Consider the following 12,008-nt stretch of genomic DNA (forward strand, 5'->3'; position numbering starts at 1 on the left):
GCAGACGTGTGTCGGTGCGCGCATGGCCACTACCAGCGCAGTTGGTGGTAGTTGAGGTGATCTGCAATCGATTACATCGGCTCGTAACTACAACCAACTTGCAGGTGCGGCATCGTGAGAGCGCGACCACCGGGGTCGCCTGTGCCCGCTGTCGCGGAAGTCCGTCCCTCCGGACCCGACAAAGCACTACCAGCAATCTGTCAGGATCTTCAGGTGGACGAAGCCGAGCTCGTGATCACACCTGAATCAGGGATGACGACCGACGAGTTGCTGGCGCTCTACGCGTCGGTCGGCTGGTCGGCTTACACCGGCGACCCCGACCTGGTGCAGGCCGGGGTGACCGGGGCGTCCTACGTGGTGACCGCGCGTAGGGGCGGGAGGCTGGTCGGCCTCGCCCGCGCGTTGTCCGACGGGGCGACCATCTGTTACCTGCAGGATGTGCTCGTGCACCCGGACGAGCAACGCCGCGGGATCGGCCGCGCTCTGGTGAAAGCGGTGCTGGACCGCTATCGCACGGTCCGGCAGAAAGTCCTGCTGACCGACGACGAACCGGGCCAACGCGCCTTCTACGAGAGCCTGGGCTACGCCGAAATCCGCGACTACGGACCCGGCTCGCTGCGCTGCTTCGTCCGTTTCGACGACGGCACCTGAGGCGGCTGGCCGGCGGTCATTGCCTTCTTATCGCTGGACTACGCGGTAACGCAGGTGCGTGACGTCGCGGCCTTCGAGCCGCCGGACGAGCTCCAGCTCGACGTGGCCGAGTCCGGTCGGCTCGAACAGCCGCCGTCCGTCACCCAGCAGCACGGGGACGAGGTGCAGTTCGAGTTCGTCGAGCTGGCCCGCTTCCAGCAGAGCCTGTGCCGCACCCGCGCCGTGCACCAGCACGGCTCGATCTCCCGCTGCTTCCCGGGCCTCGTCGGCACACGCGTTGACGTCGGTGTAGAACTTCGCGCTGCCCGGTGGCTCGTCGGCCGGGTCGATGGTGTGGGTGAGCACGTGGATCGGGACGCCGTCGTGGTGGTCGCCGTTCCACCGCCTGGCCAGCTCGAACGTGCGGCGCCCGGAGATCACGGCGCCGGTCGACGAGGCCTCGGCGTACACCTGCCCGTTGATCCCCTCGGACATCCGGTCGTCGAGCCAGTTGAACAGCCGCCCTCCGTCGCGGCCGAGCTCCTGGCCCGGCCGGTCGTCCGGCCCGGTGATGTACCCGTCGACCGACATGGACATGTAAAGCCGCAGCGGCGTCCTACCCATCCTCAGTCCCTTCCTCTGGCTAGTCGGCGGACGAGTTGCGTGCCTCGATCAGGTCGAGGTCCCGGACGCAGAAACGGTGGTGTTCGAACGTCTCGTTCAGCACCGTGCCGAGGCACTGCCGCACCGAGCGGCCTCGGGCGTACGGCGGCCAGACGTCGTCGTCGGGCACCGGCGCTCGCGCTGCCAGCTGCACAGCGGTGACCTCGTCGAGCCAGGCCTCGAGCTCGGCGGCCTGGGCGTCACGCACGCTGACGATCTCGTCGAGGGCCGGATCGAGCGAGAGGTCGAGCCCGTGCGCTTCACGGTAGGGCTCGTCGGCCGGCCCGATGCCCATGGGTGTGAACAGCTCCGTCGAGCCCAGGCAGCAGCGGCGGAACCACGAGTCGTGGACGAAGACCAAGTGGCGCATCGTCTGTACCGCCGACCACTCGTCGTTCACGCTGCGGCGCTCGATGCCGGGCGTGCGGCGGATTCGCTCGATCGTGGCGGCCCAGCCGGCATGGAGCTGACGCGCTGCCTCGCGCAGATCGGCAGGCTCCTCGGAGCGGATCAGCGTCCGCACCGGATGACGTCGGTCGAGCTCGGCCTCGACGTACTCCGTGACCTCGACACCGTTCACCACCAGGTTGCTGACGAGCCCGTCGATCACGGCGTCCTGCATGACGACGCCGATCAGGCGTGCCCCGGTCAGATCGCACTCGCGGAACTCCGCACCGTGCAGATCCTCGTCGACATACCGCGTCATGCTCCGCATCCTAGGACCGGGCACCGACAAAGCCCGGTCCACACCTCGCAGAGACGGTCAGGGTTCGTCGGGACTGTGCGGCGACGCTGCCTGGGTGTTGAGGTTTCGGGCTTCTTCGAGCTGGTCTTCCAGCGTGACGATGCGGCAGGCGGCGTCGAGGCCCATGCCCTCGTCGAGCAGCGTGCGGACGCGGGCGGCCAGGCGTAGCTGGTAGCGGGAGTAGCGGCGGTGCCCACCGGCGGAGCGCTGCGGCTGGATGAGTTTCGCCTCGTCGAGGCTGCGCAGGAAGGACGCGCTGGTGTTGAGCATCTCCGCGGCGCGGCCCATGGTGTAGGCGGGGTAGTGGTCGTCGTCGAGGTTCTCGGCCGCGGTCTGCGGCTCGGCGGTTTCCTGCCTGGGTATCTCTGGGGTCATCGCGCCTTCTCATCACGAGGGGCCCCGATGCGCAAAGCACCGGGGCCCCAAGGGTTTGTGGGTTTCACTTCCATCAACCGACCGTGAGATCGGGTTCCTGTGTCCGCGTGACCCGCCTCAAGGGCGAGAACCGCGGGGATCGTTGCTTATGCGTAACCGGAGACCACCTACCAATCTGATGGAACTGCGGTACCCGCTCGGCGACGTTCAGCCGGAGGCGGGCGATCCGATGGCGTGCAACCCTCCCTTTCTCCTCTGGTACTGACTTCTTCTGTTACTTGGCCGCTGCCGGACCTCTTACCGCTGGTCGGCTGCGGCACGTCTTGCTCACGGGTAGTTCGTCATCTCCCGTGCCGATATGACGTTCTCTTTTGCGACGTGGAACATACTAAGCTCAGCCAGAAGCGAATGTCTACCCCAGTCACCGTAGATTTACTCGATCCAGTGACGCAGGCATGCTGACCTGGTCTAGCGCGCCGCTCCGTGCGCGTTCTCGGCCGGACGGCGGCTTTCGAACGCGGTGAGCACGACGACGATCGCGGCGGCGATGATCGCCGCCAGGTAGGCCGGGGCGGCCACCGTGACGCCGCATCCGATGACCAGCGCGACCAGTGCGACCAGTCGTGACCAGTGCAGATCGGCGAACAAGGTCGCCCTGTGCCAGGTCTGTGCGCCGATGTAGAGGATCGGCCCGCCGAACAGCAGCAGGTTCGTGGTGACACCGGCGTGCTCCGTCGGGTGTGTGATCACGCGTTCGTCGCCTGCGGCGGCGGCGATCATCCCGGCGACGGACATCATGAGGCTGTGGACGCCGGTGAGACCGGCCCGCATCGGGTCCTCTGTCCGCCGGTAGTGGTGCACGACCCGCTCGGAGCGACTGAAGAACAGCCAGAACAACGAGACCGTGCCGACGAGCGCCACGGTGCCGGTCAGCAGTGTCATCGGCCGGTACGGCGCTGTGGTCAGTGCGGCGCCGGTGGTCAGCACCGCCTCTCCGAAAGCGATGATCATGAAGAGCCGGCCCCGCTCCAGCAGATGCCCACCGGCGAAGGAGACCTGCCGGGAATCCAGTCTGCGGCCGGGGAACGGATGAGCCGTCAGGGTGCCCACGAGTTCGACCACGATTGCCCCGGCCCACCACGCCAGCCGCGCGTTGCCGTCGGCCGACGCGCCGATCAACCACAGTGGTGAGGCCACGGCGAACCAGACGAGGACACGACGGAAATGCTCCTGGTTGACCGGATCGAGGCCGACCGTGAGCAACCACACCGTCGGGCCGAGGTGAATCAACAGGTAGGTGGCGACGAAGATCCACCCGGCGTCGTCGAACGCTCGCGGGATCGCGGCGTTCATGAACAGCCCGGCGAGCATGACCGCCAGCAACATCCGCCGGGTTCGCGGGTTCTCGGCCGGGACGAGGGTGACGGCCCAGGTGGTGTACGCCCACGCCGCGAAGACCGCGAGGTAGAGCACGAGGGTCTGGGCCGCGCCGGTCCAGGTCGGGTGTGCCAGGAGCTGATGCGACAACTGGCCGATCGCGAAGACGTAGACCAGGTCGAAGAACAACTCCAGCGGTGTGACCTCTCGGCGCCTCGCATCGCCGGTCGATTTCACGATTGATCTCCTCGGTGTCACAGCGACGACGGGCCGGCAGAACCGCTCGTGGACGTCGACTGGCTCTTGTCGTGTCGCTGATCGTCAGTCGGCGAGGAAGTTGGTCACCTGGACGGCGAACTCGCGGGGGTGCTGGAAGGGGAAGGCGTGCCCGGCATCGCCGTAGGCGACGAGAGTGGCGTTGGCGAAATGCTGGACGGCTGTCCAGGAGGCCAGGGCAGGGATCATGACGTCCCGGACGCCGGCGGCGCAGAGAACGGGGTGGGTGATGGTTTCCAGGTCGGCCCACACCCGGTCCAGGGGGACGGAGGCGTTCTTGTCGATCGCGACGAGCTGGCCCTTCACAGCGGCCTCGGAAACTACGGGGCCGCCGGCGGCCAGCCGTGCGGACACCCTGGCGAGGTAAGCGTGTCCGGCGGCGCGGCCGGTGTCGGTCTCGGGGAAGAACAGGTACACCAGATCGTCCGCGGTGGGCTCGGGTTTGGCCATGACGGCCCGCACCTTGCCGTCGGCGGCGGGGGCGCCGGGCACCTGGCCGCCCGGGTTGGCCGCCCCCACGACGAGCTTGCGGACGAGGCCGGGCCGCCGCAGCGCCACCTGCAGGGCGACGGTGCCGCCCAGTGTCCAGCCGAGGAGGTCGACCTGCGGCAGACCGACGGCCTCGATGAACTCGATGGTGCCGTCGGCGAATCCTTCGACGGAGTCACGCGGTTCGCCGGTGGTGTAGCCGGTGCCGACGTTGTCGAACACGATCACGTCGTGGCCGGCGGCCAGGTGGTCCAGGAACTCCGGGTCCCACCAGTCGATCGTCGCGCGGACCCGGTTCAGCAGGACCAGGGGGATGCCGCCCCGCGGGCCGAGTCGCCGGTAGGTGAAGGTCGCGGAAGGACCTTCCACGGTGAGGTCCTCGGCCATGTCTGACAGATAGGTGCTCATGAACAGCATCGCCTTTCGGTTTCGTGCCGGGGAAGAGCTGGGGCTCTTCGGCGGTGGCTACGCCTGCTGGTTGGCGAGGCCGAGGTAACGGCCGAGGTTTTCCTCGACCTCGGCCACACCGATCTCGGCGAGGAGGGTGACCAGCTGCGGGATGCGCTGCTGGAATCCCGGCCGCGGAACCGATCCGGCGAATTCCGCCCAGGACGCGCGCAGGTCGGCCTCCGGCGGCAGCGTGGCTCGGTTGATCTGTGCTTTGGCGCCCGCGACGGCGGCCTTGTCGAAGGAGGCGATGCGGGTGGCGATGTCGTTGACGAAGTCGTCGAGTTCGGCGTCGGGCAGGGTTCGGGTGACCCAGCCGTAGTGTTCGGCGCGGTCGGCGTCGTAGTCCTGGCCGGTGAGGATCGCTTCGAGCGCGCGATCACGCCCGAGCTGCCGGGCGAGGCGTTCGCTGCCGCCACCGCCGGGGACCAGGCCGGTCCCCACCTCGGGCTGGCTGAAGATCGCGTGCTCGCGGCTGGCGTAGCGCAGGTCGAAAGCCAGGGTGATCTCGTCACCGCCGCCCCTGGTACGGCCGCGGATGGAGGCGATGCTGATGAACGGGGCGCCGGTCAGGCGGGTCACGAGGTCGACCCACGTCGGGGTCGAGTCGGCACCGGTCATGGCCAGGAGTTCGGCCACCTGCCCGAGATCGGCGTGGTTGAAGAAGTATCCGGGGATGCCGCTGTCGAAGATGACGACCTGGACCTGCTCGTCCGCGCTCAGCTCGTCGACGAGTCCGAGCAGCTGGGTGACGGTGTCCGGGCCGACGAGGTTGACGGGCGGGTTCGAGTAGGTGACCTTGCGGATCTTGGGTGCCACGGTCTCGATGGCGAACAGGCTGTGCCGGGTCATGGGGCGCTCCAGAAGAGGCGGATCCGGTCGAGGATTCTCAGCCGGTTGGAAAATGGGGTCACGCACGGCCTGTGTCAGGCGGGGAGCTGGTTGAGCTTCCGGATCTGCTGGTCGAACATCCGCGACGGCACGAGCCTGCGCATGGCGTGGACGCGTCCGGTCTGCGCACCCGCGGGGTAGCGCAGCTTCGGCTTGGCGTCGGTGGCGGCCGCGACGATGGCCTTGGCGACGACGGCCGGGTCGTCGCCGGCCTTGACCGCTGCCGCCATCCGCTGGTCGAACGCGCGCCGGTGCTCGGCGTAGACCTCCAGCGGCTGGTCGGGCTGGGTGGCGTTCGCCTCGAACGAGGTGTTGGTCCACGAGGGCTCGACCAGCAGGACGCGGACGCCGTACTCGCGGACCTCGTGGTCCAGGGACTCGGAGTAGCCCTCGACGGCGTGCTTGGACGCGGCGTAGACGGCCATGTAGGGCACGGGGATGAACCCGACGATGGACGAGATGTTGACGATGCGCCCGCTGCGCTGGGCACGCATGTGCGGCAGGACGGCCTTGGTCATGCGGATGACGCCGAAGACGTTGATGTCGAAGACGCGCTGGTCCTGGGCCATGGAGCTTTCCTCCGCGGCGCCGCCCGCGCCGAACCCGGCGTTGTTGACCAGGACGTCGATCCGGCCGAACCGGTCGATCACCTGTCCGACCGCGGCGGTGACCGAGTCGTCGTCGGCCACGTCGAGGTCGAGGAACGTCACACCGCGCAGCGGCGCGGCCTTCGACGCGTCCCGGCTGGTGCCGACGACGTCATATCCGGTCTCCACCAGCGCAAGGGCCGCGGCCTTCCCGATGCCGGAGGACGCTCCGGTCACGAGGGCCACTGGCTTGTTCGTCGTCATCTCGGACTCCTGACTCAGGTGATTTACGTGGTCTTGCCGTGGGCGAGCGACGGGCTTGTCCACCGACGCCCCACAACCCGATCCGTTTCACCACCGTATCAGTTAGTGGTTAGAGCGGCAACATCGAAGTATCAGTTAAGCGCCTACTAGTAGCGTTCCCGTATCCTCTACAAGGGGGCAGTAGCGGACGAGGTGGGGAGACAGACATGGGCCGACCACTGCGGGCAGACGCCGAGCGCAGTGTGCGCGCGATTCTCGAGGCGGCGGAGCGAGTGCTCGCCGAGGACGCGAGTGCCTCCATGGAGCAGATCGCCGAGGCGGCGGGACTGACCAGGATCACGGTGCACCGCCGGTTCGCCAACCGGCAGGCACTGCTGGACGCACTCGCCGTCTCCGCGAAGCAGCAGCTCATCGACGCGATCGAGGAAGCCCGGCCAGACTCCGCTCCCGCACTCGTGGCGCTCTACCGAGTGACCGCGAACGTCATGCGGGTCAAGAGCACCTGGCGCTTCACCCTCAGCCACGCCACCGCGCACACTCCCGCCGCGGCGGCGCTCTGGGAGGAGATCGACGGCCACACGGTGAACCTCCTCGACCGCGCACAGCAGGAGGGACTCCTCGCCCCCGACGCGAACATGGACTGGACGCGCCAGGTGTATTACGCGCTGCTCAGCGAAGCCGTGAACAAGCCCGGCGGCGACCAGGACCCGGACACACTGGCCACACTCGTCATCGACACACTGCTGCACGGCGCAGGGCCACGCGGCTGAGGCAGTTCGCGCTGTACCGCGCGCCTCACTGAGGCGGCTGGAAACCGCCGATCTTCTGCTCGAGCAGTTCGGCCAGCCGCAGCGGGGTGCGGTCCTCGAACATCGGGCCGATCAGCTGCACTCCGACCGGCAGGCCTTCTGGCGACCGGCCCGCGGGGACGGCGGTGGCGGGCAGGCCGGGCATGGTGGCCAGGCCGGCCCAGACGAGCTGGTCGAAGTAGGGGTGCTCGACGCCGTCGATCTCGACGTGCCGTTCCATCGGGTTGGGGGTGTGGTCGTGCGGGAACGCGGGCGTCGGCGTGATCGGGCACAGCACGACGTCGAACTCGGCGAACAGCTGCCGCCAGCCGTGGCGGTGGAGTTCGCGGCGGTTGTTCGCCTCCATCCAGTCGCTGTGGCTGAACGTGATGGCGCGCAACCGCACGACGTCAAGACTCTGGTCGTCCGCGCTCAGTCCGGCGATGTGGGCTCGCAGCTGCTCGATCGATCCGATGGGGAAACGCGCGACGGTGCTCGAAATCAGCAACTGCAGGTAGAGCGTCGCGGCCTCGGTCAGGTCGGGTAGCAGCGGGCTGTGCCGTTCGACGCGCGCGCCGCCGTCGACGAGCGCGGCGGCCACCCGGTTCACGCCCGCCCGCACGGCGGACCCGGTCGGGATGAGCGGATGCTCGTCGAGCACCAGGACGCGGAAGTCGCTGAGCCGCTCGTGGCGGGCGGGCGGCAGCGCCAAGCGGTGTGCCACGCCGTGCGTCAGCGGGTCCGGTCCGGCCATGACGTCGAGCAGGAGCGTGAGGTCGCGGGCGGTGCGTGCCATCGGACCGACGACGGCGAGGTCGAGGTCGACCGGCAACGCCGGCTCGGTCGGCGCGACCATGCCGCGGTTGGCCGCCAGTCCGAGCGTCGGCTTGTGCGCGTAGACGCCGCAGAAATGCGCGGGCGTGCGCAGCGAGCCGGCGATGTCGGAGCCGATGGACAGCGCGCCGAACCCGGCCGCCAGGGCCGCCGCCGACCCGCCGGAGGATCCGCCCGGCGTGCGACCGTGGTCCCACGGGTTGTTGGTGGTGCCGTAGATCTCGTTGAAGCTCTGAATGTCTTGCAGCCCCAACGGCACATTGGTCTTGCCGAGCACCACGGCGCCCGCGTCCTTGAGTCGCGACACCTGCACCGCGTCCTCGGCCGGCAGGTAGTTCCGGTGCGGCGGCATGCCCCAGGTCGTCGGCAGCCCGGCGATGTTGTACGACTCCTTGACCGTCACCGGAACGCCGAGCAGCGGCCGGTCCTCACCACGTGCGCGGGCCTGGTCCGCACGGTGTGCGGCGGCCCGCGCACGGTCGAAGTCCGGCACGCAGATCGCGTTGATCGCCTTGTCGTCGCGCTCGATGCGGGCGATCGCTTCGTCGGTCAGCTCCACCGATGTCACCGTGCCGGCGCGCAATGCGGCAAGTTGCTCTTCGGCCGGCTGAAAGCTCCATTCCATGAATTCGAGGCTATTGGATGGTCGACGAAGCCACGAAATTCCTTTTGGCGCAACGGGAACCGGCCAACAGGACCGATTTGTCAGTTCTCCTCTCTGGTGAGCAGCTGGGTGGCGGCGAACTCGGCGTACAACGGATCACTCAGAACGAGCTCGTCATGGGTGCCGGTGGCGCGCACGATCCCGTTGTCCAGCACCACGATCCGGTCCGCCTGCGTCACCGTCGACAGCCGATGCGCCACCACGAGCACCGTCATCGTCTTCGCCGCCGTGGTGACCACGTCGCGGATCGCCATCTCGTTCGCGGCGTCCAGCTGCGAGGTGATCTCGTCCAGCAACAGCAACCGCGGACGACTGAGCAGCGCACGGCCAAGCGCGACCCGTTGCCGCTCACCACCGGACAGGAACGTGCCGCGATGCCCGACCGCGGTGTCCAGCCCGTCGGGTAGCCGCTCGACGAGCGCGTCCAGCCGGGTCTGCGCCACCACGTCGCGAATCTCCTGCTCCGTCGCCTCCGGGCGGCCGTAGACGAGGTTCTCGCGCAACGACCCGGACAGCAGCGGCGCGTCCTGTTCGACGTAACCGATACCCGCCCGCAGGCTCGCCAGATCGCACTCCGCCAGATCGCGGCCGTCCAGCCGGATCTCGCCGGAGTCCGGCTCGTGGAACCTCTCGATCAACGCGAACAGCGTGGACTTCCCCGCACCGGAAGGACCGACGAAGGCGGTCATGCCCACCGCGGGGACGTCGACGCTCACACCTCGCAGCACCTCCGGCAGGTCCGGGCCGTACCGGAACCGGACGTCGGAGAAGGTCAAGTGAACTCCGCCCGCTCCTGCCGCCTCGGTGCCACCGACGCTGACCGGCTCGGCGGGCAACTGGTCGACCTCGCCCAGCCTGCGCACTGCGGCGAGACCGATCTGCAGCCTGCTGCCGGCGTGCAGCAACTGCCCGATCGGCTCGTGCAGGTAGAAGAGGAACAACAGGAAAGCCACCAAAGTGGACAGTGGGATCGCTCCGGTCGCGACCCGTGCGCCGCCGATGCCGAGCACGGCGAGGAACGACGCCTGGACCGCGAGGCTGTTGGAGCCGTGCACCAGCGATTCCCACCGCGCCGAACGGACACCGGCCCGCCACGCGTTCTCGGCACCCCGTTCGATCGCGGCGATCTCCCGCGCTTCGGCACCGGCCGCCTTCACGGTGCGGAAGGCGCCGAGCACGCGCTCCAGCCGCGCCCCCGTCTCGCCGACAGCGCTCTGAGCGGCGTGCGACGCCTTCTCGATCATCGGCATCCCGGCCAGCGCGAGCAGCCCGACCACCGCGAGCACGGCCAGGGTGATGCCCAGCAGGACGAGGTCCATCACGCCCATCATCACGACCATCACCACGGTCGTCACCGAGCCGGTGACCAGTGCGACGAGCGCGTGCGTGCACACCTCGCGCAGCAACGTCGTGTCGCTGGTGAACCGGGACAGCAGATCTCCTGGTTCGGTGCGTTGCACCGCGGGCACGCGCAACGAGAGCAGTCGCCGGGCCAGCCGTTTCCTGGCGACCAGCACGACCGACTCGGCGGCACGTTCGAGCAGGTAGTCACCGACCATCGCGATCGCGGCACCGGCCAGCGCCAGGCCGACCAGCAACGCCAGCAGACCGGTGATCCCCTCACCTGAACCCAGCCGGTCCACCAGTGCCTTGGCCGCCAGCGGCTGGGCGGCGGCGGCAAGACCGCTCAGCAGGACGAGCATCCCTCCAAAGAGGATGGTGCGTCGCTGTGGCCTGGCATACCCCAGCAACGTTCGCCAGGTCGCGCGGTCGGTCGGGGTGCGCACGGGGAAACAACTCCGTCTTCTCTGATCGTGGCTGAGGATCCCGATCCGGGCGGGCGAGGACGCCGCCGCAGACCGGTACCACGATCTTCTGCCGCGCGACCTGCCTCACGGCACCGGTGAACCGGCTGGACCGTCCAGCCGGGTGACCGGTCAAGACCCGTCACCTGGCGGGACGACGGAACGCCCACGCGAACGGGAACCGCCATGTCGGCGTTGTTCAGGCGGGGTCGAGGGGGATGCGCACTCGCACGTCGTGGAGTCCGGCGAGAGGCCAGGCCACTATCAGGTCGAGCAGGTCGTCCTGCGGACGGTTGAGCGTGAACTCACGGCTGCAGTAGAACGACTGGTCACCTCCGGAGGAGGAGCTGTCACTCGGCCAGATCCAGAAGGCCTCGTGCCCCTGGACGACTGCCACCGAGGCACCAGGGCCCCTTGCCCGCAGCTGCGCCGGATCGTCCAACGCGCCAAGGGGTCGACGCCGCGGCGAGAAGACCTGAGCGGTGATCGCGTCCGCGGAATCGCCCTTGGCAAGGCTGAGCAGCTCCATGGACAGCATCGAGTTCGTGGCGGTCAGCCGGGTGAGCACGACGGCCGCGCGGTGATCACGGCGATGCAGTACCCGGGGTGGCGCGACGGTCGTGCCTTCTTCGATGGCCAGTGAGTCGTGGCCGTGGTCGACGTGGTGGGTGAACCCTTCCGGCACGGGACGAACGTCCAGTGGTACGTGCCAGATCGAGGCTGCCGCGCGCTCGACGGTGGTCCGGCCGGGCAGTGGCATGGTGATGACCGTTTCCGGGAACCCGATCTCCGGCCACGCGAGCACGAGCGACATCTGGTCGAACGTCGGCGGAAACTGGTACGCAGCCCGGAGGGTGGGACCGAAGGTGCCGAGGGCGTGGTCGCCGCTGCTCGACGAGGAGGACGTGGCGTACTCCCAGTGCGCGCGGCCTGCGTGATCGAGCCGGCCGACGCGCAGGTCGATGCCCTCGTCGTAGGCAGGCAGCAACCGACGCGGCGCGACCGACGGCCGGCTCGCGAGCCCCTCGCGGATGTCCTGCTGCCGTTCGGTCGCACCACGAGGAGCCGGCGGACGGCGGGCCAGCAGTTCGATCTCCAGACCCGAAAGCCAGGACATCGCACGCACGACACCCACGGTCAGTTCCGGTCGACGCACCAGCATGCCGCCTGGAT

General features: G+C 68.7%; 12 protein-coding genes. 2 read left to right on the top strand and 10 right to left on the bottom strand.

Translation table 11 applies throughout. From position 1 onward, the window contains the following. Positions 1-213: 213 nt before the first annotated feature. A complete protein-coding gene (locus tag B0F77_RS38410) occupies positions 214-651 on the top strand; it encodes a GNAT family N-acetyltransferase (protein ID WP_245849205.1) in 438 nt (145 codons plus the stop codon). A 27-nt stretch (positions 652-678) separates the two neighbouring features. Here the strand turns inward: B0F77_RS38410 and B0F77_RS38415 are convergent, their stop codons facing one another. The 7 genes from B0F77_RS38415 to B0F77_RS38445 all read right to left on the bottom strand — a co-directional run bounded on the left by B0F77_RS38415 (position 679) and on the right by B0F77_RS38445 (position 6,744). Then, positions 679-1,254 carry a dihydrofolate reductase family protein gene (locus B0F77_RS38415; RefSeq protein WP_086667976.1) on the bottom strand — a complete coding sequence of 192 codons (576 nt, stop codon included), beginning with the start codon at positions 1,252-1,254 and terminating at the stop codon, positions 679-681. A gap of 19 nt (positions 1,255-1,273) precedes the next feature. Continuing rightward, positions 1,274-1,999, bottom strand: coding sequence for a DinB family protein (locus B0F77_RS38420; RefSeq protein ID WP_211294247.1), 726 nt, complete (start codon positions 1,997-1,999; stop codon positions 1,274-1,276). Positions 2,000-2,056: 57 nt separating this feature from the next. Then, the gene (locus tag B0F77_RS38425) at positions 2,057-2,413 is read right to left on the bottom strand and encodes a MerR family transcriptional regulator (protein ID WP_086667978.1); all 357 of its coding nucleotides are present in this window, start codon (positions 2,411-2,413) and stop codon (positions 2,057-2,059) included. A gap of 468 nt (positions 2,414-2,881) precedes the next feature. Then, complete coding sequence (locus B0F77_RS38430) at positions 2,882-4,027, bottom strand: low temperature requirement protein A (protein ID WP_086667979.1); 1,146 nt, start codon at positions 4,025-4,027, stop codon at positions 2,882-2,884. An 84-nt stretch (positions 4,028-4,111) separates the two neighbouring features. Next, the gene (locus B0F77_RS38435; protein ID WP_086668017.1) at positions 4,112-4,963 is read right to left on the bottom strand and encodes an alpha/beta fold hydrolase; all 852 of its coding nucleotides are present in this window, start codon (positions 4,961-4,963) and stop codon (positions 4,112-4,114) included. A 57-nt stretch (positions 4,964-5,020) separates the two neighbouring features. Beyond that, positions 5,021-5,854, bottom strand: coding sequence for an enoyl-CoA hydratase/isomerase family protein (locus B0F77_RS38440; RefSeq protein WP_086667980.1), 834 nt, complete (start codon positions 5,852-5,854; stop codon positions 5,021-5,023). 74 nt (positions 5,855-5,928) lie between these two features. Further along, entirely contained in the window at positions 5,929-6,744 is an 816-nt protein-coding gene (locus B0F77_RS38445) for an oxidoreductase (protein ID WP_086667981.1), read from the bottom strand. Positions 6,745-6,950: 206 nt separating this feature from the next. On the opposite strand from B0F77_RS38445, the gene B0F77_RS38450 reads away from it, so the two are divergent. After that, the gene (locus tag B0F77_RS38450; protein WP_086667982.1) at positions 6,951-7,514 is read left to right on the top strand and encodes a TetR/AcrR family transcriptional regulator; all 564 of its coding nucleotides are present in this window, start codon (positions 6,951-6,953) and stop codon (positions 7,512-7,514) included. Positions 7,515-7,539: 25 nt separating this feature from the next. On the opposite strand, the gene B0F77_RS38455 is transcribed toward B0F77_RS38450, so the two are convergent. The 3 genes from B0F77_RS38455 to B0F77_RS38465 all read right to left on the bottom strand — a co-directional run bounded on the left by B0F77_RS38455 (position 7,540) and on the right by B0F77_RS38465 (position 11,997). Further along, positions 7,540-8,991, bottom strand: coding sequence for an amidase (locus B0F77_RS38455; protein ID WP_086667983.1), 1,452 nt, complete (start codon positions 8,989-8,991; stop codon positions 7,540-7,542). Between the two features lie 80 nt (positions 8,992-9,071). Further along, positions 9,072-10,733 carry an ABC transporter ATP-binding protein gene (locus B0F77_RS38460; protein WP_086667984.1) on the bottom strand — a complete coding sequence of 554 codons (1,662 nt, stop codon included), beginning with the start codon at positions 10,731-10,733 and terminating at the stop codon, positions 9,072-9,074. Positions 10,734-11,034: 301 nt separating this feature from the next. After that, positions 11,035-11,997, bottom strand: a complete 963-nt coding sequence (locus B0F77_RS38465; protein ID WP_086667985.1) for a hypothetical protein — start codon at positions 11,995-11,997, stop codon at positions 11,035-11,037. Between the last annotated feature and the right edge of the window lie 11 nt (positions 11,998-12,008).

This window comes from Lentzea kentuckyensis (assembly GCF_002150765.1).
Taxonomy (GTDB): Bacteria; Actinomycetota; Actinomycetes; order Mycobacteriales; family Pseudonocardiaceae; genus Lentzea; species Lentzea kentuckyensis.

Bases quoted from the DNA above. Each gene is read 5' to 3' on its own strand.
- B0F77_RS38415 (WP_086667976.1), bottom strand. From the start codon at position 1,254: ATGGGTAGGACGCCGCTGCGGCTTTACATGTCCATGTCGGTCGACGGG.
- B0F77_RS38420 (WP_211294247.1), bottom strand. From the start codon at position 1,999: ATGACGCGGTATGTCGACGAGGATCTGCACGGTGCGGAGTTCCGCGAG.
- B0F77_RS38425 (WP_086667978.1), bottom strand. From the start codon at position 2,413: ATGACCCCAGAGATACCCAGGCAGGAAACCGCCGAGCCGCAGACCGCG.
- B0F77_RS38435 (WP_086668017.1), bottom strand. From the start codon at position 4,963: ATGAGCACCTATCTGTCAGACATGGCCGAGGACCTCACCGTGGAAGGT.
- B0F77_RS38440 (WP_086667980.1), bottom strand. From the start codon at position 5,854: ATGACCCGGCACAGCCTGTTCGCCATCGAGACCGTGGCACCCAAGATC.
- B0F77_RS38445 (WP_086667981.1), bottom strand. From the start codon at position 6,744: ATGACGACGAACAAGCCAGTGGCCCTCGTGACCGGAGCGTCCTCCGGC.
- B0F77_RS38450 (WP_086667982.1), top strand. From the start codon at position 6,951: ATGGGCCGACCACTGCGGGCAGACGCCGAGCGCAGTGTGCGCGCGATT.
- B0F77_RS38455 (WP_086667983.1), bottom strand. From the start codon at position 8,991: ATGGAATGGAGCTTTCAGCCGGCCGAAGAGCAACTTGCCGCATTGCGC.
- B0F77_RS38460 (WP_086667984.1), bottom strand. From the start codon at position 10,733: ATGCTCGTCCTGCTGAGCGGTCTTGCCGCCGCCGCCCAGCCGCTGGCG.
- B0F77_RS38465 (WP_086667985.1), bottom strand. From the start codon at position 11,997: ATGCTGGTGCGTCGACCGGAACTGACCGTGGGTGTCGTGCGTGCGATG.